Here is an 18,401-nt window from a genome sequence, read left to right on the forward strand (position 1 = left end):
CTCGCGCGCGGCGTCGTGGCGCGCGTGCCTCCTTAGCTCAGCTGGCCAGAGCAACGCACTTGTAATGCGTAGGTCGTCGGTTCGAATCCGACAGGGGGCTCCACCGGGACCCCGGGTCGGATCTGCTCCGGCCCGGGGTCCCGTCGTCCGTTCGGGGAGGTGAGGCCCGACGAGCCGGGGTGCTCAGGCCCTGGGTCTCTTCAGGCGGTGGGCCATGTCCAGTTGGGTGGGGTCGAGCGGGCGGTCGTCCTCGATGTCCCACAGGGCGTTCTGGAGCAGGCGGGCGAGGGTCCAGGCGTGGGCGCGGGCGCGGTCCAGGGCGAGGATGCCGGTCATGGTGTCGAAGCGCCGACGGACGTCGTCCGGGTCGTAGCGGGCGGCCAGGGCCGGCCACAGGTCGAAGCCGGGGTCGCCGGCCAGGGGCTTGGGGTCGATGGCGAGCCAGGGGGCGCGGTCGGAGGCCAGGACGTTCTCGTCGTGCAGGTCCCAGTGCAGGAGGCGGTCGCCCGGTTCGTCGACGACCTCGCGGACGGCGGCCGCGCAGTCCGCGAGGATGCCGCGGGCCTCGGGGTCGGGGACGCGGGCCAGCGCCCCGGGGGTCTGGTCGAGCATCCGGCGGGCGATGTCGCCGAGGCTGCGCATCCCGGGCGGGGCCGGGAAGGAGGTGAGGTGGGCGAGGAGCTCGGCGATGGTGATCACGGCCCGGTGGGGGTCCGGGACGTGGGAGAGCATCCGGGTGGCGTCGAGACGTTCCAGCAGCATCGTGCCGGTGGGCTCGTCGTGGTCGAGGAGGCGGACGGCCCCGTCGCCGTTCCAGGCGCGCAGGGCGACCGGTTCGCCCTCGCTCTCCTCGTCGAGGATCTGCAGCTTGAGGACCGCGGGCGTCCCGTCCCGGCCGCGGACCGGGAGGACCAGGGCGGACACGCCGTGCAGGGGCGTTCCGTCGGGGGTCAGCGCCCAGTGGTCGAGGAAGCGGGCCGTCAGGTCGGGCAGCGCGGCGATGAAGGCGCGGCCCGCCTCCCCGTTGTACTGCTCCTGGGACGCGGCCAGTTCCCGGGGAATCTCGATCACGTGCGGCACGGTAGCGGGGTGTGCCCGGGGCGTCATGTGGATTTCGCGGCGCCCGGCCGCCGCGCCGGGTCAGGGCTCCAGGACCACCTTCCCGATCGTGCCCCGGCTCTCCAGCGCGCGGTGCGCCGCCGCCGCCTCGGCCAGCGGGAATCGCTGCACGGCCGGGGTGAGCCGGCCCGCGGCGGCCTCGGCCAGGGCGCGCAGTTCGAGGGTGCGCACGGGGTCGGGGCCACCCGCCTTCCGGAGCATCACGGGGCCGAGGACCTGCTGCGACACGCCCTCGACCAGGTAGGGGCCGCCCTCCCGGATGCCCTCGCCGGACCAGCCGAAGACGATGTGCCGGCCGCCGGGGCCGAGCAGGGCGACGGCCTCGCGGGCCACGTCGCCGCCCACGCCGTCGAAGACGACGGTGGCGCTGCGGCCGCCGAGGTGGGCGCGGACCTTGCCCGGCCAGTCCGGGTCGGTGTAGTCGACGGCGAGGTCGGCGCCGCCCGCCCGCACCCGCGCGACCTTCTCCGGCCCGCCGGCCAGCCCGACGACGGTGGCGCCGGCGTTCCCGGCGTACTGCACGAGCAGGGTGCCGATGCCTCCGGCGGCGGCCGGGACGACGGCGACCGAGTCCGGGCCGAGCTCGGCGAACTGCACGATCCCCATCACCGTACGGCCCGTGCCGATCATGGCGACGGCCTCGGCGAAGTCGAGGTTCTCCGGGATCTCGTGCAGGCGGGCGGCGTCGGTGACGGCCAGTTCGGCGTAGCCGCCGGGGACGAAGCCCAGGTGGGCCACGACCCGCTTGCCGAGCCAGCCCGGGTCGGTGCCCGCGCCGAGGGACTCGACGACACCGGCGACCTCGCGGCCGGGGACGGTGGGCAGGGACGCGGGTTCGTTCGCCGGGCCGCCCGGCATGCCCTCGCGCAGGGCCGCGTCCAGGAGGTGGACGCCCGCCGCCCGGACGGCGACCCGGACCTGGCCCGGGCCCGGCCGGGGGTCCTCCACCTTCTCCAGGGTGAGGTTCTCGGCCGGGCCGAAAGCGTGCAGGCGGATGGCGTGCATACGGGGCTCCTCGGGTGGTCGGGGTGTCGGCGCCCAGCCTCCGGCCTCAAGCCTGCTTGAGGTCAAGCTCGCGCCGGCCGAGGGCCAGGGACACCGCCGTCAGGGCGCTGTTGAAGGAGACCTCCGACAGCACACCGGGGGCCGCGACCTGGTCACCCGCGAGGTAGACGCCGTCGCCCCGGTCCACGGCCGGCCGGTCGCGCCAGCAGGTGCCGGGCAGGTCGACCGCGCCCGTACGGCCGTTGGCCACGGCCACCCGCCGCCAGGTCACGCGGTCGCGCCAGCCCGGGAAGCCCAGGTCGAGCAGCTGCTCGGCGCGGGCGGTGCCGTCGGCCTTCGACTCGTGCGGGGCGATGGGGATCTGGCCCTGGATCAGCTGCTCGCCGGCCGGGGCGAGCGTGCGGTCCTGGGCGGTGAACCGTTCCACCCAGCCGGGCGCGTCCAGGTCGGAGACCGCGAAGGCGTCCCCGCGGCGGGTGCGCAGGGCCAGGTCGACCAGGACGGTACGGCCGCTCGGCCAGGTCAGGGAGTCGTCGCCGAGCAGGTGCCGGGCGGCGTCGAGGGAGGTCGCGACGACCACGGGCGTGTCGGTGGGCAGCGTGCCGACGCGGGAGAGGGTCTCCACGCGGACGCCCAGGTTCCAGGCGCGGGCGGCCATCCGGTCGATGAGGGTGCCCCAGCCGCCGCGCGGGTAGTGCGCCTCGGGCGGCAGCTTGGTGGCCCGGCGCAGCCGCTCCTGCACGAAGGCGGCCGACAGCGATCCGGGGTCGTGGTGGAAGAGGGCGACCGCGGAGTAGTGGGCGGCGGCCCGGGCGCCCTCCTCGCCCGCGACGCCGGTCGCCCAGGTGAGGAAGTCGACGTCCGCGGGTGCCTGCTCGGCGCTCCGGCGCAGCAGCTTCAGCATCGCGAAAGGCGGGGTCCGGCGCAGGACGCCGTGGTGGCGCAGCCTGAGCCGGGCGGCCTCCAGGGGCGGCAGCGGGGCGAGCGGGCCGATGAGGCCGCGCTGCTTGAGCCAGGTCCAGTGCGGGCCGCCGTTGTAGAGGGCGTGCGGTCCCTCGTTGGTGCGGTAGGGGCCTTTGGCGGTGCGGGCCCGGCCGCCCAGGGTGTGGTGGGCCTCGTGCAGGGTGACCTTGGCGCCGGCCTCGGCGGCGGTGATGGCCGCGATGAGTCCGGCGAAGCCGCCGCCGACGACGGTGATGCGGTGCATGACTGGGCGTCTCCCTCGGGTCGTGATGGCCTTCGGTCAGTACGACGGGACGAGCGCCCCGCGATGTGACATCGGCGGTGTCCGCGCAGGTCGGGGGAGTTGTCAGTGGCGGGGTGCAGCATGGGGGCATGGCGAGGAGAGCGGCGGGCGGTACGGGTGTGAAGGCGGCGCGGCGACCGGAGGTGCGGCTGCCCCCGCTGGAGCCGTACGAGGGGGGCGGGCTGGCGCCGGACGGGGACTACGACGGGCTGGGTTTCCGGGAGCGGGACCTGAGCGGGCAGGACGGTTCGGGCGCGCGGTTCATGGACTGCGCCCTGACGGGGTGCGTCCTGGACGAGACGCGGCTGCGGCACGCCCGGGTCCTGGACTCGGTCCTCACCGGCGTCCGGGGCGTGGGCACGGACCTCGCCGAGGCGACCCTGCGGGACGTGGAGCTGACCGACGCCCGCCTCGGGGGGCCGCAGCTGCACGGGGCGGTGCTGGAGCGGGTGCTGATCCGCGGCGGCAAGATCGACTATCTGAATCTGCGCACGGCCCGGCTCAGGGACGTCGTCTTCGAGGGCTGCGTGCTCGTCGAGCCGGACTTCGGCGGGGCCCGTCTGGAGCGGGTCGCCTTCACCGACTGCGTGCTCAAGGGCGCCGACCTCCACGCGGCGACCCTGGTGGACGTCGACCTGCGCGGGGCCGCGTCCCTGGAGATCAGCCGAGGGCTGGACCGGCTCGCCGGAGCGGTGATCAGCCCGGCCCAGCTGCTGGATCTGGCGCCGGTGCTGGCGGCGCAGTGGGGGATCCGGGTGGAGGGCTGAGCCCGGGGGCGGGTCAGGGCAGGCGGGGGAAGCGGGCCTGGAGGGTCCAGATCGCCGGGTTCTCCGCGAGGTCGTCGTGCAGGTCGGTCAGGTCGGCGATCAGGTCGTGCAGGAAGTCCCGGGCCTCGCGGCGCAGTTCGGTGTGGGAGACGGTGAGCGGGGGCTCCTCCGCGCGCATCCAGTCGGCCTCGATGTCCACCCACCCGAAGCGGCGCTCGAAGAGCATCCGGTCGGTCGACTCGGTGAAGTCCAGCTCCGCCCGCTGCGGCCGGGACGCCCGGGAGCCCGCCGGGTCGCGGTCGATCCGCTCCACGATGTCGCACAGCGCCCACGCGAAGTCGAGCACCGGCACCCATCCCCAGGCCGTGGACACCTCGTGGTCGGTCCTGGTGTCCGCCAGATACACGTCACCGCAGAACAAATCGTGCCGCAGGGCGCGGACGTCCGCGCGGCGGTAGTCGGTCTGCGGAGGGTCGGGGAAGCGGTTGGAGAGGGCGTAGCCGATGTCGAGCACGCAGGTGATGGTGTCACGCGACCGTAGGATCGCGAGCGTGGCCCGATCTGTACGACTTGTCCCCACCCTGCTCGTCCCCCTCCTCCTCGCCGTCACCGGGTGCGGGGGCGGAGTGCACGGCACCCCGGGCGGCTCCGGCGTGCGCGACCCGTACTTCCCGAAGGCGGGCAACGGCGGCTACGACGTCTCCCACTACGGCCTGCGCCTCGCCTACGACCCGGACACGCACCGGCTCACCGGCACGGCCACCCTGACCGCGCGCGCCACCCAGGACCTCTCCGCCTTCAACCTCGACCTGGTCGGCCTGGAGGTGGACGGGGTCACCGTCGACGACGCGACCGCCCGCTTCAACCGCGCGGGCCAGGAGCTCACCGTCCGGCCGCGCGAGGACCTCGACCGCGACGAGACGTTCGAGGTGACCGTGCGCTACTCCGGCGCCCCCGAGACCGTCACCGACCCGGACGGCTCGCGGGAGGGCTGGCTGCGCACCGCCGACGGGGTGCTGGCGCTGGGCGAGCCGACCGGATCGATGACGTGGTTCCCCGGCAACCACCACCCCTCCGACAAGGCGGCCTACGACCTCACGGTGACCGTCCCGCGGGGGCTGCGGGCCGTGTCCAACGGGGAGCTGCGCGGCGAGACGACCGCGCGGGGCCGTACGACGTTCGTGTGGCGGACCGCCGAGCCGATGGCGAGCTACCTCGCCACGCTCGCGATCGGCCGTTTCGACGTCGACCGTTCCCGGGCCGGGGGCGGGCTGCCCGTGTACACGGCCCTCGACCCGAAGCAGGCGGCGGCGAGCCGGCCGGTGGTCGGACGGATCCCCGAGGTGCTGCGCTGGGCTGAGCCGTGGTTCGGGCCGTACCCGTTCTCCGCCACCGGCGCGATCGTCGACCACGCGCCCGACCTCGGTTACGCGCTGGAGACCCAGACCCGTCCGGTCTTCCCGGGCGCCCCGGACATCACGCTCCTCGTCCACGAGCTCGCGCACCAGTGGTACGGCGACTCGGTCTCCCCCGGGAGCTGGCGGGACATGTGGCTCAACGAGGGCTTCGCGACGTACGCGGAGTGGCTGTGGGAGGAGGAGCACGGCGGGCGCAGCGCCCAGGAGACCTTCGACGCGCTGTACTCCGGCGCGTACTTCGCCACCAAGGAGGCCGGCGAGGCCGTCTGGGCGTTCCCCCCGGCGGACCCGCCGAGCGCCGCGCGGATCTCCGACCCGCCGGTGTACTGGCGGGGCGCGATGGTGCTGCAGAAGGTCCGGCAGGCCGTCGGTGACGAGGCCTTCCGGCGGATCCTCAGGGGCTGGGCGGCCGAGTACCGGCACGGGAACGCCGACACGGCCGACTTCACCGCGTACGTGGAGGAGCGGGCGCCCGGGAAGGACTTCCGGGCGATCTGGGAGGACTGGCTGTACGGGGAGGGGAAGCCGGAGCGGGCCTGAGCCCTCCGCGGCGTGCGGGGCGGTCGCGCGGCGGACCGGGCCCCGGACGGGCGAAGCCCCCGGGCCCGTGACCCGGGCCGGGGGCTTCCCTCGCGGACGGAAGGTCCGTCAGACGTTCACGCCGAAGTCCTGGGCGATGCCGACCAGGCCCGAGGCGTAGCCCTGGCCGACGGCGCGGAACTTCCACTCGGCGCCGTTGCGGTAGAGCTCGCCGAAGACCATGGCCGTCTCCGTCGCCGCGTCCTCCGACAGGTCGTAGCGGGCGATCTCGGCGCCGCCGGCCTGGTTGACGATGCGGATGTAGGCGTTGCGCACCTGGCCGAAGTTCTGCGAGCGGTTCTCGGCGTCGTAGATCGAGACCGGGAAGACGATCTTGTCGATGTCGGCCGGGAGGGCGGCGAGGTCGACGTTGATCGCCTCGTCGTCGCCGGCGCCCTCACCCGTGCGGTTGTCACCGGTGTGGACGATCGTGTTGTCCGGCGTCTGCTTGTTGTTGAAGAAGACGAAGTGGGCGTCCGAGTAGACCTTGCCCTGGTTGTTGACCGCGATCGCGGAGGCGTCGAGGTCGAAGTCCGTGCCGGTGGTGGTGCGGACGTCCCAGCCGAGGCCCACGGTGACGGCGGTCAGGCCCGGAGCCTCCTTGGTGAGCGAGACGTTGCCACCCTTGGACAGGCTTACAGCCATTGTTGGGAGTCCCTTCCCTCGTTTGTGCGGCAAAGAAGCTGCGGCACCGAAGCTACAGCTACCTCCTTGAACGTGGAGAGGGGTACGCGAGGTTCCAGGTCCTTTACTTTCTTTACTCCCGGATATTCGGGTGACGTGGACCGGACAGGAGCGGGAACATGGACGGCATGTCCGGTCCCCATGTCATCCGCGGCTCCGTCCTCCTGCCCGAGGCCGAGCTCATGTGGCGCTTCTCGCGTTCCTCGGGGCCGGGCGGGCAGCACGTGAACACCAGCGACTCCAAGGTCGAGCTGGGTTTCGACCTGGCCCGCACCGAGGCGCTGCCCGAGGTGTGGAAGCAGCGGGCGCTGGAGCGGCTGGCCGGGCGCCTGGTGGACGGGGTCGTCACCGTACGGTCCTCCGAGCACCGCTCCCAGTGGCGCAACCGCGAGGCCGCCGCCGTACGCCTCGCCGCGCTGCTGGCCGAGGCCACCGCGCCGCCGCCCAAGCCCCGCAAGCCGACCCGGATCCCGCGCGGCATCAACGAGCGCCGGCTGCGGCAGAAGAAGCAGCGCTCGGAGACCAAGCGGGGGCGCTCCGCGCGGGACTGGGGTTAGGCCAGGTCCAGGGCACCCACGGTCCGATCCCCCTCCTGGCCGGGGTGGACGCGGATGCCGAGGGCGGCGTCGAGGTTCGCCGGGGTGATCTCCGCGAGCCGCGGGCCGGTGGTGGTCATGAGCGCACCCCAGGCGGGCCGCTCACCCCCGCCCCATGGATTTCCTCACCCCAGTTGCCGGTAGCGGCCGCGGAAGTACGTCAGCGGGCCGCCCTCCGCGCTCGGCACCCGGGCGGTGAGGACCCGGCCGATCACCAGGGTGTGGTCGCCGGACGGCACGCGCTGCTCGGTGCGGCACTCCAGGACGGCCAGGGCGCCGCCCACCAGGGGCGCGCCGGTGTACTCGCCGCGCGTGTACGGGATGTCGGCGAACAGCAGCCGGTCGCTGACCCGGCCCTTCATGGCGAAGCGGCCGGCGATGTGCCGCTGGCTCTCGGACAGCACCGAGACCGCCCACTGCTCCTGCTCCTCCAGCAGCTCGTCCATGCGGGAGCCGTCGCGCAGGCTCACCAGCACCAGCGGCGGGTCCAGGGACACCGACATGAAGGCCGTGGCCGTCATCCCCACGTCCTCGCCGCCGGGCGCCGTGGGGTCGTCCGGGTCGAGCGGCGGCTCCTGCGCGGTCACCAGGACCACGCCCGAGGCCAGCCGGGACATGGCGGCGCGGAACTCGTCGTTGCTCACCCCCTCAGCATGCCCGGAGGCGGGCGACGGAATGATCGGGGACGGGGCGGCGGGAGTGTTCGGCACGGTGGAAACGCTAATGTCCGTCCCGCACGCCCCGCATCGGGCCTCCGCCCGATCGCGGTCCTAGGACTCGCGACGGACGGGACGCCCGGAAACGGCAGGGAATACATGTGCGCAACCTGACAAACTCCGTGTTCGGTATCCGCACGTGAAGAACGCAGAAACTCCACTCAATTGTTCAGGTTTACCTGTGACTTGAGTCACAAGGGGCAGGAATTGTTGACCCTGTGTACCGAGTGGGCAGCGCGCTGTGATTCAGTGGCGGGGAAGCTGCCAGGGCGTACGCCGATGAGAACCCTTGATTCTTGATTCGCTGCGAGGTACTCGGGGGGAGGGCGAGCATGGAGACCGAGTCGGAGCCCTACGTCCGTCTTGCCTCCCTGCGACAACTGCACCAGGTCATGGCCGACATGAACACGGCCCGCAGCCTGGCGGACACACTGCAGACCGTCGCGGAGGGCGTCGTCGCCGCCCTCGGGTACGAGCTGGCGTGCGTGAACCTCGTACGGCCGGACGGCGACCTCGTCGTCGCCGCCTTCGCCGGGAACCCCGCCGCCGAGGCCCTCATCACCGGCCGGGTCGGCTCCCGCGACTCCTGGGAGCGCCGCCTGGGCATGGGTGAGCACTGGGGCGACCTGGTGTTCATACCGCACACCGAGGGCTGGGTCCTCGACGACGACGACGTCCCGCAGTGGTACACCGACGGCCCCGCCCCCCGCTTCGAGGACGAGTGGCACCCGGCCGACCGGCTCTTCGCCCCGATGTACGCGCCCGGCCCGCAGGGCAACGCGGCCTGCGGCGAACTGATCGGCGTGCTCTCCGTGGACCGGCCGCGCAACGGCCGCCGGCCCGGCGCCTGGGGCCGCGAGGCGCTCCAGATGTACGCCTTCCAGGCCGCCATCGCGATCAGCAACGCCCGGCTGCGCGCCAACATGCAGCGCGCCCTGGTCCGCCTGGAGCGCGAGCAGCAGGCCCTGCGCGCGAGCGAGGAGAGCTTCCGGCAGGCCTTCGAGTACGCGCCCTCCGGCATGGCCATCGCCGAGATGGGCGGCGACCAGCACGGCAGGATCCTGCGCACCAACGACGCCCTGTGCCGGCTGCTGGGCCGCCCCGCCTCCGCGATGCGCCGCTACTCGTTCTCCGACCTGGTCCACCCCGAGGACATAGGCACGCTGCTGCGGACCTCCGCCGAGGGCGGCCGCGCCGAGCTGCGCCTGGGCCGCCGGGACGGCACGTACGTCTGGGTCAGCCTGCGCAACAGCGTCGTCGCGGACGCCGCCGACGGGCCGCGCTTCCTGCTCACCCACGTCGAGGACATCGAGGAGCGCAAGCGCCGCGAGCTGCAGCTCGCCCACCGTGCCTCGCACGACTCGCTCACCGGCCTGCCGAACTCCGCGGAGCTGCGCTCCCGGCTCTCCGCCCGCCTGTGCCAGCGCACCACCCCGCACTCCGCCGTCGCCGAGTCCCACGACGCGGCCTACGGCCATCCCGCCTTCGACGTGGTCGGGCCGGGCTTCGACTTCCGGCAGGGCGTGGAGCCGTACGACGCCTACGACCACCACGTGCACACCGTCGCCCCGGACGGGGACCACGACGACGGCACCAAGGGCCTGGCCGTGCTCTTCTGCGACCTCGACGGCTTCAAGTCGATCAACGACCGGTTCGGGCACAACGCGGGTGACGCGGTCCTCATCGAGGTCGCCCGGAGGCTCAGCAACGGCGTGCGCGACGGTGACACGGTCGCCCGGCTCGGGGGTGACGAATTCGTCATCCTGGCCGACGGGCTCGGCCGGGCCGACGCGCAGGACCTCGCGGTCCGCCTGCGCAACGAGATCATCCAGCCCATCCGCGCGGAGGGCCGGGCCGTCCGCGTGGGCGCCAGCTTCGGCATCGGATGGGCACACTGTGGAATGACGGCGGACGAAGTGTTGAAATCCGCTGACGAGCGGATGTACGTCGAGAAACGATCTCGTCCCAAACAACACAGACGCGCGGGGTGAACCCCTGGTCAGCGAGTTGATGCGGTCTGAGTCACCTGTTTGGGTCACTGGGAGCGGGTAGGCTCGCGTTCTCACGACCCGTACCGCATGCACCGCACCTGACTGAGGAGACCAAGGGATGACGCCCGGCAACAACGGCGCGAGCACGCCCGAGGACGACGACCCGTTCGGCTATCTCTACGCCGACGGGCAGGCCAACGGAGCCCAGCCGCCGTCCGGTGGGTACGGCTACCCGAACTCGGTCAACCGGGTGCGGACGGTCGGCACCCGGCAGTACGGCCAGCAGCCGCAGCAGGCGCCCTACGGGCAGGTCCCGCAGCAGCAGGGCGCCTACGCCCAGCCGAACGCGCACTACGCGGCGCCGGAGACGCTGCCCGGCGGGGCGCCCACGACGCAGACGGCGATGGCGTCCGGCGGCCACGGCGGTCACGGTGGCCGGGGCGGTCGCGGGCCCAACACCAAGGGCCTGCTGATCGGCGCCATCGCGGTGGTCGCCGCGGTCGTCATCGGCATCGGCATCGCGATGGTCGGCGGCGACAAGGACAACGGCGACGACGGCGAGGCGACGGGCACGACCCCGACCCAGTCCCAGCAGACGGAGCCGAGCCCGACGGCCAGCAAGGCCGACGGCCGGAGCGAGGCCGACCTGCCGACCATCGACGCGAAGGCCCTGCGGCTCGGCCCCGGTGTCACGACGGCGTCGGACTTCAAGGGCGCGAAGGCCGACGGTGGCGTCTATGTGACGGGCTTCAACCAGGTCGGTGCCAAGGTCACCTGGACGGTGAACGGCATCGACAAGAAGGGCACGTACCGGCTCTACGTCCGCTACGGCATCCCGGGCGTCGACGCCAACGCGACCCTGCTGGTCAACGGCGAGGCGCAGTCCCGGCCCGTGAACATGAAGAACTTCGGCGGCACCCCGAAGGGCGACTGGGAGAAGGGCTGGCAGGAGACGTGGTCCAACGTCAACCTGACCAAGGGCACCAACACGATCGAACTCGCCTGCAACCAGGGCAACCAGTGCGACGCGGTGCTCGACCAGCTGTGGCTGCAGAAGTGAGCACCGCGCTCACGCCGCGCTGACCTCCTGCGAGACCGCCACCCTCGTCAGCAGTTCCTCGTACACCCTCCGGTCGAACTCCCCGGCCACCGGTGCGGTCACCGTCGCCGCGGACAGCGCGACCGCCCGGGTCAGGCGGTCCGGCCAGGGGAGGTGGTCCGTCAGGCCCGACAGCAGGCCCGCGACCGCGGAGTCGCCGGCGCCCGTCGGGTTGCCGCGGACGGGGGCCGGAGGGGTGGCTCGCCAGCGGCCCTCGCGGGTGGCTGCCAGCAGGCCCTCGGGGCCGAGGGACGCGACGACCGCGCCGGCGCCGCGGCGGCGGGCGTCCTGGGTGGCGCGCAGGGGCTCGTGGGAGCCGGTCAGCTCCGCCAGCTCGTCGGCGTTCGGCTTGATGATGTCCGGGCGGGCCGCCACACCCCGGCGCAGCGGTTCGCCGCCGGTGTCGAGCAGGACGGGCACCCCGGCGGCCCGCGCCGTGCGGACCAGGCCCGCGTACGCGCCCACCGGCACGCCCGGCGGCAGGCTGCCGCACAGGGCCACGGCCGAGGCGCCGTGGAGCAGGTCCGCGTAGGCCTCCTGGAAGGCCGACCACTCGACGGGGGTGATCGTCGGGCCCGGTTCGTTCAGCTGGGTCGTGTCGCCGGTGCGCTCGTCGACCACGGCTATCGTGCGGCGGGTCGCGCCCGAGACCGGGACCAGGGCGTCCGCCACCCCCGGTACGGCCGCGAGCTTCTCCTGGACGATCCGGCCCGTCGCCCCGCCCGTGAAGCCGGTCACCGTCACCTCGTGCCCGAGCGCCGCGAGGACCCGGGCGACGTTGACGCCCTTGCCGCCGGGGCGTTCCGTCACCTCGGAGACGCGGTGGGAGGCGTGCGGCCGCAGGGACCGTACGCGGTAGGTGATGTCGAGAGCGGTGTTCAGTGTGACCGTGAGGATCACCTGGGCCGACCTCCCCCGATGCGCTGGCTGACATGAACGGTCCGGAAGCCCGATCATGCCAAAGAGACGGCGGTCGGCCCAGTCCTGGAGTCGGCCACCGGCTCCCGACTGCGGGATGGATCAGCCCAGTTGGGGACCGACCACCCATTCACCCCGGCGCATCACGCCCCTGAGCTCGTACGCGGAGTCCAGGAGCACCAGGTCGGCGGATTTCCCGGGCTCCAGTGAGCCGATCGTGTCGTCCATGCCGAGCAGCCGGGCCGGGGTGGCCGACAGGGCCGTCACCGCGTCCTCGACGGACAGGCCGTCGACCGTGACCGCGCGCTGGAAGGCCCGGTCCAGGGTGAGGGTCGAGCCGGCGATCGTGCCGTCCTCCACCAGCCGGGCCACGCCGTCGGCGACCTCCACCTCCAGAGGGCCCAGCCAGTAGCGCCCGTCACCGAAACCGGCCGCGTCCATCGCGTCCGTGATGAAGGCGACCCGGCGGGCGCCCGCGTGGTGGAAGGCCAGCTGGAGGGCGGCGGGGTGCAGATGCGTGCCGTCGTTGATCAGCTCGACCGTGATCCGCTCGTCCTCCAGCAGGGCGGTGATCGGGCCGGGGGCGCGGTGGCCGAGCGGGGGCATGGCGTTGAAGAGGTGCGTGGCGACCGTGGCGCCCGCGTCGATGGCCTCGACGGTCTGCTCGTACGTCGCGTCCGTGTGGCCGATCGCCGCGATCACGCCGTGCTCGGCCAGGAGGCGCACGGAGTCCAGGCCGCCGGGCAGCTCGGTGGCGAGGGTGACCATCCTCGCCCGGCCCCGGGCCGCGTCGACCAGCTTGCGGACCTCCGCCGGGTCCGGGTCGCGCAGCAGCTCCTCGGAGTGGGCGCCCTTGCGGCAGGGGGAGATGAACGGCCCCTCGAAGTGGATGCCGGCGATCTCGCCCTGCTCGGCGAGTTCGCTGAGCAGGCCCGCGCGCCGGGTGAGGGAGTCCATGCCGCCGGTGACGGTGGAGGCGACCAGGGTGGTCGTGCCGTGCAGGCGGTGGGTGTGGATGCCCTTGAGGATGTCGTCGACCGAGCCGGAGGTGAAGGAGGCTCCGCCGCCGCCGTGGTTGTGCAGGTCCACGAAGCCGGGGACCACGTAGTGGCCGGTGGCGTCGATGAAGTGGGCGTTGTCGGGGGCGGTGGCGGTGATGCGGGTGCCGTCCACGACCAGCCTGCCGTTGCCGACGGCTCCGGAGGGGAGGACGACGGTCGCGCCGGTCAGGACCGTGGGGCGGTCGGCCGTGGCGGGGTGCGGGTGCGTCGTGGCCGGTCGCGCAGTTCCCCGCGCCCCTGGGTGGGCTGCCATCAGGGCGTTACCTCCATACGGTCGGTCGATGCCAGAAGATCCCAGGCCAGCAGGCCCGCCCCCAGACAGCCGGCCCCGTCCCCGAGGGCCGCCGGGACGAGTGGCGGCTGCTTCTGGAAGGTGACGCGGCTGCGGATCGCTTCCCGCAGGGGTGTGAACAGGGTTTCCCCGGCCTCCGCCAGACCGCCGCCGATGATCAGGACGCCGGGGTCCAGCAGGGTCAGGGCCGTGACCAGGCCGTCGGCCAGGGCGTCCACGGCCTGCCGCCAGACCGCGAGCGCCCGGGGGTCGCCGGCGTCCACGGCCTTCGCGCAGTCCGCCGCGTCCGCGTCCGGGGTGCCGCAGGCCGCCGCCCAGGCCTCGCTGACGGCCGCCGCGGAGGCGAAACGCTCCAGGCAGCCGCGCTGGCCGCACGGGCAGGGGATTCCGCCGGGGCGTACGACGATGTGGCCGATCTCGCCCGCGAAGCCGTGCGCGCCCGCCTCCACCCGGCCGTCGACGCCGATGGCCCCCGCGATGCCGGTGCCCAGGGCCACGAACAGGAAGCGGTCGGCGCCCCGGCCCGCCCCGACCCGGCCCTCGGCGAGGCCGCCGGTGCGCACGTCGTGCCCGAGGGCGACCGGGACGCCGCCCAGCCGCTCGGCCAGCAGGGCGCGCAGCGGGACGTCGCGCCAGCCGAGGTTCGCCGCGTAGACGGCGGTGCCCCCGGCCTCGTCGACGATGCCGGGGACGGCCACGCCGGCGGCGGACGCGGGCGCGCCGAGCTGCTCGGCGCCGTACGCGCGCAGCTCGGCGGCGAAGTCGAGGATGCCGGCGACGACGGCGTCCGGTCCCCGGTCCCGCCCGGTCGCCCGGCGGGCGCGGTGCAGGACCTCGCCCTCCGGCCCGGTGAGGGCGGCTTTCATCCCGGTGCCGCCCACGTCGAGGGCGATGACATGTCTCACGGAGGACAGTGTGACCCGGGGACCCGCAAGAGGTCTAGTCCACTCGCGTGGTGTAGACCTTAATCCGCATATCGAAAAGTTTCGGGTGGCGGACCGGGCCGGAGTACGGCGCGGGACGCCAGGGTTGGGGAAGAACAGCGGTGCAGCGTCGGCGAATGGCAGGAACGATCGCGGTGGTGTCCGCCCTGGGCATGACGGCGGTCCTCGGCGGCTGCGGCGTCACGGGAGGCTCGGGGGACGTCACGCTGAAGCTGGTCGCCGCCGACTACGGCGACAGCGCGGCCAACAGCTCGCAGAAGTACTGGGACGAGCTGGTCGAGGAGTACGAGAAGGAGCACCCCGACGTCACGATCGACGTCACCGTGTACTCCTGGAACGACGTCGACCGCAAGGTCCGCGAGATGGTCGCGGCCGGTGACGCGCCGGACATGGCGCAGATCGGCGCCTACGCGGACTACGCGGCGCAGGACCAGCTCTACAAGGCCGACGAACTGCTCTCCATACCCGTGCAGGCCGACTTCGTCGGGCAGCTGGCCTCGGCGGGACAGGTCATGGGCGTGCAGTACGGCATGCCGTTCGCCTCCTCCACCCGGGTGCTCTTCTACAACAAGACCCTCTTCACCAAGGCCGGCATCACCCCGCCCGAGAGCTGGGACGACCTGGCCGACGCCGCCGAGGCGCTCAAGGCCGAGGGCGTGACGTACCCCTACGCGCTGCCCCTCGGGCCCGAGGAGGCGCAGGCCGAGACCATGCAGTGGATGCTCAGCGGCGGGGGCGGCTACACCGACGGCGTCGACAGCTACGGCATCGACTCCCCGGAGAACATCGACACCTTCTCCTGGCTGAAGGACGAGCTCGTCGGCAAGGACCTGACCGGGCCGGTCGCGCCGGGCAAGCTGAACCGGGCCGACGCGTTCGCCGCCTTCGCCAAGGGCCAGGTCGGCATGCTCAACGGCCACCCCTCGCTGATGAAGACCGCCGCGAGCAAGGGCGTGAAGTTCGGCATGGTGCCCATGCCCGGCAAGGAGGGCCCGAGCAAGTCCACGCTCGGTGTGGCCGACTGGATGACGGCCTTCCGCGAGAACGGCCACCGCGACCAGATCGGCGACTTCCTCGACTTCGTGTACAGCGAGAAGAACGTGCTGGACTTCTCCCGCGAGTACGACCTGCTGCCGGTCACCAGCTCGGCGTCGGCGACCATGGCCGCCGCCGACCGGGACAAGCACCTCAGGCCGTTCCTCGAGGAGCTGCTGACCTCCGAGCTGTACCCGGTCGGCAAGACCTCCTGGGCCGACGTCAGCGCCCAGATCAAGACCCAGATCGGCAAGGCCGTCGCCCCCGGCGGCAGCCCCTCCGGCGTCCTCGGCCATCTCCAGGCGGCGGCGCTGCGGGCGGAGAGCGCGGAGTAGTCCCGCTGTCGGTGGCGGGCGTTACGGTGCCGTACATGGACGAGGCGAGCGACCAGGAAGCCGGCGGCCCGGGGCTCGGGCGCAGGGAGCGGGACGTCCTCGCGCTGGAACGCCGCGGCTTTCCCGGTCCCGGCGCGAAGGAGCGGGCGGTGCGCGAGGAACTGGGCCTGGCGCCGGTGCGCTACTACCAGCTCCTCAACGCCCTGCTGGACGACCCGCGGGCCCTGGCCCACGATCCGGTGACGGTCAACCGGCTGCGGCGGATCCGCGACCGGCGCCGGGCGGAGCGCTGAGCTCGGGCGAGCGGGCTCAGCCGATCCGGTCCGCCAGCTCGCGCAGCAGCCGTACGACACCCTCGGGGCCGTCCACCACCACGTCAGCGCGCTCCCGCAGCTCGGTCACCTCGTCGCTGCCGCTGCACACCAGCAGGCCCGGTGTGCCGTCCGCGCGCAGGGCGTCGACGGCGGAGTAGGCGGGCAGGTCGCCCAGGTCGTCACCGGCGTAGAGGACGGACCCGGCGCCGATCTCCCGGGCCAGGGCGCGCAGGGCGACGCCCTTGTCCACGCCGGGCGGGCGGAGTTCGAGGACCATGCGGCCGGGCTCGACGACCAGGCCGTGCCGCTGCGCCAGGACGGTGAGCGGCGCGCGCAGGGCGTCGAAGGCGGCCTGCGGATCGGGGGCCCGGCGGGTGTGCACGGCCACGGCCCGGCCCTTGTCCTCGACCCAGGTCCCGGTCCCGTCGAGCAGCCCGGGCAGCTCGGCGCGGGCTGCCGCCACCCCCGGGTGGGGCTCGGGGGTCCGGACCTCGCCGCTGCGGGCGTCCCACCGCTCGGCGCCGTAGTGCCCGAGCACGACGAGGCGCTCCAGGCCCGGCACGTCCGCGAAGGCGCCGTTGCGTACGGCGACCTCGGCGGGCCGGCCCGTGATCACCGCGACGGCGGCGACCTTCGGCGCGAGCGCGGCCAGCGCGGGCACGGCCTGCGCGTGGGCCCGGGCCAGCTCGGGGTCGGCGACGATCGGCGCGAGCGTCCCGTCGAAGTCCAGTGCGACGAGCGCCGTGCCGGGGTCGGCGAGGAGGGCGTCCAGGCCCTCCAGGCCGGCCTTCGTGGCGGGCGTGGGCAGCGGATGCGACGCGGGCATCGGGCCGCTCATCCCTTCAGCGCTTCCAGCTGGTCCACGAACCACCGCGCCGGCGGCAGCGCCGTGGCCGCGGCGGCCAGGCGCTTGCTGCGCTCGGCCCGCTCCCCGGGGCTCAGGGACAGCGCCTCGTGCAGGGCGGCGGCCGTGCCCGTGATGTCGTACGGGTTCACCGTGATCGCGTCCTCGCCGAGCTCCTCGTGCGCCCCGGCCTCCCTCGACAGCACCAGCGCGCAGCCCGCGTCGGAGACCACCGGGACCTCCTTGGCGACCAGGTTCATGCCGTCGCGGATGGGGTTGACCAGGGCCACGTCGGCCAGCCGGTACGCGGCCAGGGAACGGGCGAAGTCGTCCTTGACGTGCAGCACGACCGGCGTCCAGCCCGGCGTGCCGAACTCGGCGTTGATCTCGTCGGCCAGCCGCTGCACCTCGGCCGTGTACTCCCGGTACACCGCGAGGTCCTGCCGCGAGGGGTAGGCGAAGGCGACGTGCACCACGCGCTCGCGCCACTCGCCGTGCGCCTGCAGCAGCCGCCGGTAGGCCAGCAGGCCCCGCACGATGTTCTTGGACAGCTCGGTGCGGTCGACGCGGACGATGGTGCGCCGGCCCTCGCCGATCTCCTCGCGCAGCGCGGCCATGCGCTCTTCGACGTCCTGCTCGTGCGAGCGCCTGCGCAGGAAGTCCGCGTCGGCGCCCAGCCCGTGCACGCCGATGCGGGTGCCGCCGAGACCGCCCGCGAACCGCTCCGCGCACCGGGTGAACGCGTCCGCCCAGCGCTGGGTGAGGAAGCCCAGCCGGTCCGCGCCGAGCATGCCGCGCAGCACCTGCCCGGCCACGTCGTCCGGCAGCATCCGGAAGTACTCCGGCGGCGCCCACGGCGTGTGCGAGAAGTGGCCGATCCTGAGGTCCGGGCGCAGCTCGCGGAGCATGCCCGGCACCAGCGTCAGGTGGTAGTCCTGCACCACGACCGCCGCGCCCTGCGCAGCCTCCTCGGCCAGCGCCTCGGCGAACGCCCGGTTGTACGTCTCGTAGGACGCCCACTGGCGCCGGAACTCCGCGTCGAAGACCGGCTCCAGCGGCGTCTGGTAGAGCATGTGGTGGACGAACCACAGCACCGAGTTGGCGATGCCGTTGTACGCGTCGGCGTGCACGTCGGCCGGGATGTCCAGCATCCGCACGCCGTCCTCCCCGGCTCCGCGCCGGACCGCCTCCCGGTCGCCGTCGGACAGCGCCGAGCACACCCACAGCGCGTCCGCGTCCGAGCCGATCGCGGAGAGCCCCGAGACCAGCCCGCCGCCGCCCCGCTTGGCGTTCAGCGAACCGTCCTCACCGACCGTGTAGGAGACCGGGCCCCGGTTGGAGGCCACCAGTACCCGTGCAGAACCGTGCGTCGAACCCATAGGCCTCAACCTAGCCCGGCCTGTAAACGCTCAAACGTACGGACCTGCCGCGTCCGGCC

General features: G+C 73.5%; 19 protein-coding genes and 1 tRNA gene. 8 read left to right on the top strand and 12 right to left on the bottom strand.

Going from position 1 to position 18,401, the window contains the following annotated elements; genetic code table 11:
• The first annotated feature begins 26 nt into the window (after positions 1 to 26).
• Positions 27 to 103: transfer RNA gene (locus ACPXCS_RS30270), tRNA-Thr, on the top strand.
• Between the two features lie 80 nt (positions 104 to 183).
• Here ACPXCS_RS30270 and ACPXCS_RS30275 read toward each other — a convergent pair.
• The 3 genes from ACPXCS_RS30275 to ACPXCS_RS30285 are packed head-to-tail and all read right to left on the bottom strand — an operon-like array spanning position 184 to position 3,331.
• Positions 184 to 1,107, bottom strand: coding sequence for an aminoglycoside phosphotransferase family protein (locus ACPXCS_RS30275; RefSeq protein ID WP_425951038.1), 924 nt, complete (start codon positions 1,105 to 1,107; stop codon positions 184 to 186).
• A 33-nt stretch (positions 1,108 to 1,140) separates the two neighbouring features.
• Positions 1,141 to 2,124 (bottom strand): zinc-binding dehydrogenase, encoded by a 984-nt coding sequence (locus tag ACPXCS_RS30280; RefSeq protein ID WP_425951039.1) that lies wholly within the window; start codon positions 2,122 to 2,124, stop codon positions 1,141 to 1,143.
• Positions 2,125 to 2,170: 46 nt separating this feature from the next.
• A complete protein-coding gene (locus tag ACPXCS_RS30285) occupies positions 2,171 to 3,331 on the bottom strand; it encodes an NAD(P)-binding protein (protein ID WP_425951040.1) in 1,161 nt (386 codons plus the stop codon).
• 128 nt (positions 3,332 to 3,459) lie between these two features.
• Here ACPXCS_RS30285 and ACPXCS_RS30290 point away from each other — a divergent pair, with 128 nt between their 5' ends.
• Positions 3,460 to 4,137, top strand: a complete 678-nt coding sequence (locus ACPXCS_RS30290) for a pentapeptide repeat-containing protein (protein WP_425951041.1) — start codon at positions 3,460 to 3,462, stop codon at positions 4,135 to 4,137.
• A 13-nt stretch (positions 4,138 to 4,150) separates the two neighbouring features.
• On the opposite strand, the gene ACPXCS_RS30295 is transcribed toward ACPXCS_RS30290, so the two are convergent.
• Positions 4,151 to 4,651: a hypothetical protein gene (locus tag ACPXCS_RS30295; RefSeq protein WP_425951042.1), complete on the bottom strand. Its 501-nt coding sequence runs from the start codon at positions 4,649 to 4,651 to the stop codon at positions 4,151 to 4,153.
• A 7-nt stretch (positions 4,652 to 4,658) separates the two neighbouring features.
• On the opposite strand from ACPXCS_RS30295, the gene ACPXCS_RS30300 reads away from it, so the two are divergent.
• On the top strand, positions 4,659 to 6,095 hold the full coding sequence (locus tag ACPXCS_RS30300) for a M1 family metallopeptidase (protein WP_425951085.1): 1,437 nt from the start codon (positions 4,659 to 4,661) through the stop codon (positions 6,093 to 6,095).
• Positions 6,096 to 6,203: 108 nt separating this feature from the next.
• On the opposite strand, the gene ACPXCS_RS30305 is transcribed toward ACPXCS_RS30300, so the two are convergent.
• Positions 6,204 to 6,779 (bottom strand): TerD family protein, encoded by a 576-nt coding sequence (locus tag ACPXCS_RS30305; RefSeq protein ID WP_425951043.1) that lies wholly within the window; start codon positions 6,777 to 6,779, stop codon positions 6,204 to 6,206.
• A gap of 158 nt (positions 6,780 to 6,937) precedes the next feature.
• Here ACPXCS_RS30305 and arfB point away from each other — a divergent pair, with 158 nt between their 5' ends.
• Positions 6,938 to 7,375 (top strand): alternative ribosome rescue aminoacyl-tRNA hydrolase ArfB, encoded by a 438-nt coding sequence (gene arfB, locus ACPXCS_RS30310; protein ID WP_425951044.1) that lies wholly within the window; start codon positions 6,938 to 6,940, stop codon positions 7,373 to 7,375.
• On the opposite strand, the gene ACPXCS_RS30315 is transcribed toward arfB, so the two are convergent.
• Positions 7,372 to 7,494, bottom strand: coding sequence for a hypothetical protein (locus tag ACPXCS_RS30315; RefSeq protein WP_425951045.1), 123 nt, complete (start codon positions 7,492 to 7,494; stop codon positions 7,372 to 7,374). The genes arfB and ACPXCS_RS30315 overlap by 4 nt on opposite strands.
• A gap of 45 nt (positions 7,495 to 7,539) precedes the next feature.
• Positions 7,540 to 8,124, bottom strand: a complete 585-nt coding sequence (locus ACPXCS_RS30320) for a flavin reductase family protein (RefSeq protein ID WP_425951046.1) — start codon at positions 8,122 to 8,124, stop codon at positions 7,540 to 7,542.
• A gap of 338 nt (positions 8,125 to 8,462) precedes the next feature.
• Between ACPXCS_RS30320 and cdgB the strand changes: the two genes are divergently transcribed.
• Together cdgB and ACPXCS_RS30330 are read left to right on the top strand one after the other, a co-directional pair.
• Entirely contained in the window at positions 8,463 to 10,121 is a 1,659-nt protein-coding gene (gene cdgB, locus ACPXCS_RS30325; protein WP_425951047.1) for a diguanylate cyclase CdgB, read from the top strand.
• Positions 10,122 to 10,239: 118 nt separating this feature from the next.
• Positions 10,240 to 11,181 carry a carbohydrate-binding protein gene (locus tag ACPXCS_RS30330; RefSeq protein ID WP_425951048.1) on the top strand — a complete coding sequence of 314 codons (942 nt, stop codon included), beginning with the start codon at positions 10,240 to 10,242 and terminating at the stop codon, positions 11,179 to 11,181.
• 9 nt (positions 11,182 to 11,190) lie between these two features.
• On the opposite strand, the gene ACPXCS_RS30335 is transcribed toward ACPXCS_RS30330, so the two are convergent.
• From ACPXCS_RS30335 to ACPXCS_RS30345, 3 genes are all read right to left on the bottom strand, one after another.
• Positions 11,191 to 12,120 (bottom strand): 1-phosphofructokinase family hexose kinase, encoded by a 930-nt coding sequence (locus ACPXCS_RS30335; protein ID WP_425951049.1) that lies wholly within the window; start codon positions 12,118 to 12,120, stop codon positions 11,191 to 11,193.
• 120 nt (positions 12,121 to 12,240) lie between these two features.
• A complete protein-coding gene (gene nagA, locus ACPXCS_RS30340) occupies positions 12,241 to 13,452 on the bottom strand; it encodes an N-acetylglucosamine-6-phosphate deacetylase (RefSeq protein WP_425951050.1) in 1,212 nt (403 codons plus the stop codon).
• Positions 13,452 to 14,396, bottom strand: coding sequence for an ROK family protein (locus ACPXCS_RS30345; RefSeq protein WP_425951051.1), 945 nt, complete (start codon positions 14,394 to 14,396; stop codon positions 13,452 to 13,454). Before ACPXCS_RS30345 ends, nagA begins: the two co-directional genes overlap by 1 nt.
• 155 nt (positions 14,397 to 14,551) lie before the next feature.
• Here ACPXCS_RS30345 and ACPXCS_RS30350 point away from each other — a divergent pair, with 155 nt between their 5' ends.
• Complete coding sequence (locus tag ACPXCS_RS30350) at positions 14,552 to 15,805, top strand: extracellular solute-binding protein (protein ID WP_425951052.1); 1,254 nt, start codon at positions 14,552 to 14,554, stop codon at positions 15,803 to 15,805.
• Between the two features lie 35 nt (positions 15,806 to 15,840).
• Entirely contained in the window at positions 15,841 to 16,098 is a 258-nt protein-coding gene (locus tag ACPXCS_RS30355; protein WP_425951053.1) for a DUF3263 domain-containing protein, read from the top strand.
• 16 nt (positions 16,099 to 16,114) lie between these two features.
• Here ACPXCS_RS30355 and otsB read toward each other — a convergent pair whose 3' ends face one another.
• Entirely contained in the window at positions 16,115 to 16,945 is an 831-nt protein-coding gene (gene otsB, locus ACPXCS_RS30360) for a trehalose-phosphatase (RefSeq protein WP_425951054.1), read from the bottom strand.
• 8 nt (positions 16,946 to 16,953) lie between these two features.
• Positions 16,954 to 18,342, bottom strand: a complete 1,389-nt coding sequence (locus ACPXCS_RS30365; protein WP_425951055.1) for an alpha,alpha-trehalose-phosphate synthase (UDP-forming) — start codon at positions 18,340 to 18,342, stop codon at positions 16,954 to 16,956.
• Positions 18,343 to 18,401 lie beyond the last annotated feature (59 nt).

The organism is Streptomyces sp. DT190 (genome assembly GCF_049846985.1).
Taxonomy (GTDB): domain Bacteria; phylum Actinomycetota; class Actinomycetes; order Streptomycetales; family Streptomycetaceae; genus Streptomyces.

Coding starts and splice junctions, on each gene's coding strand:
- ACPXCS_RS30275 (WP_425951038.1), bottom strand. CDS start 1,107: ATGACGCCCCGGGCACACCCCGCTACCGTGCCGCACGTGATCGAGATT.
- ACPXCS_RS30280 (WP_425951039.1), bottom strand. CDS start 2,124: ATGCACGCCATCCGCCTGCACGCTTTCGGCCCGGCCGAGAACCTCACC.
- ACPXCS_RS30285 (WP_425951040.1), bottom strand. CDS start 3,331: ATGCACCGCATCACCGTCGTCGGCGGCGGCTTCGCCGGACTCATCGCG.
- ACPXCS_RS30290 (WP_425951041.1), top strand. CDS start 3,460: ATGGCGAGGAGAGCGGCGGGCGGTACGGGTGTGAAGGCGGCGCGGCGA.
- ACPXCS_RS30300 (WP_425951085.1), top strand. CDS start 4,659: ATGGTGTCACGCGACCGTAGGATCGCGAGCGTGGCCCGATCTGTACGA.
- ACPXCS_RS30305 (WP_425951043.1), bottom strand. CDS start 6,779: ATGGCTGTAAGCCTGTCCAAGGGTGGCAACGTCTCGCTCACCAAGGAG.
- arfB (WP_425951044.1), top strand. CDS start 6,938: ATGGACGGCATGTCCGGTCCCCATGTCATCCGCGGCTCCGTCCTCCTG.
- ACPXCS_RS30315 (WP_425951045.1), bottom strand. CDS start 7,494: ATGACCACCACCGGCCCGCGGCTCGCGGAGATCACCCCGGCGAACCTC.
- cdgB (WP_425951047.1), top strand. CDS start 8,463: ATGGAGACCGAGTCGGAGCCCTACGTCCGTCTTGCCTCCCTGCGACAA.
- ACPXCS_RS30330 (WP_425951048.1), top strand. CDS start 10,240: ATGACGCCCGGCAACAACGGCGCGAGCACGCCCGAGGACGACGACCCG.
- nagA (WP_425951050.1), bottom strand. CDS start 13,452: ATGGCAGCCCACCCAGGGGCGCGGGGAACTGCGCGACCGGCCACGACG.
- ACPXCS_RS30350 (WP_425951052.1), top strand. CDS start 14,552: ATGGCAGGAACGATCGCGGTGGTGTCCGCCCTGGGCATGACGGCGGTC.
- ACPXCS_RS30355 (WP_425951053.1), top strand. CDS start 15,841: ATGGACGAGGCGAGCGACCAGGAAGCCGGCGGCCCGGGGCTCGGGCGC.
- otsB (WP_425951054.1), bottom strand. CDS start 16,945: ATGCCCGCGTCGCATCCGCTGCCCACGCCCGCCACGAAGGCCGGCCTG.
- ACPXCS_RS30365 (WP_425951055.1), bottom strand. CDS start 18,342: ATGGGTTCGACGCACGGTTCTGCACGGGTACTGGTGGCCTCCAACCGG.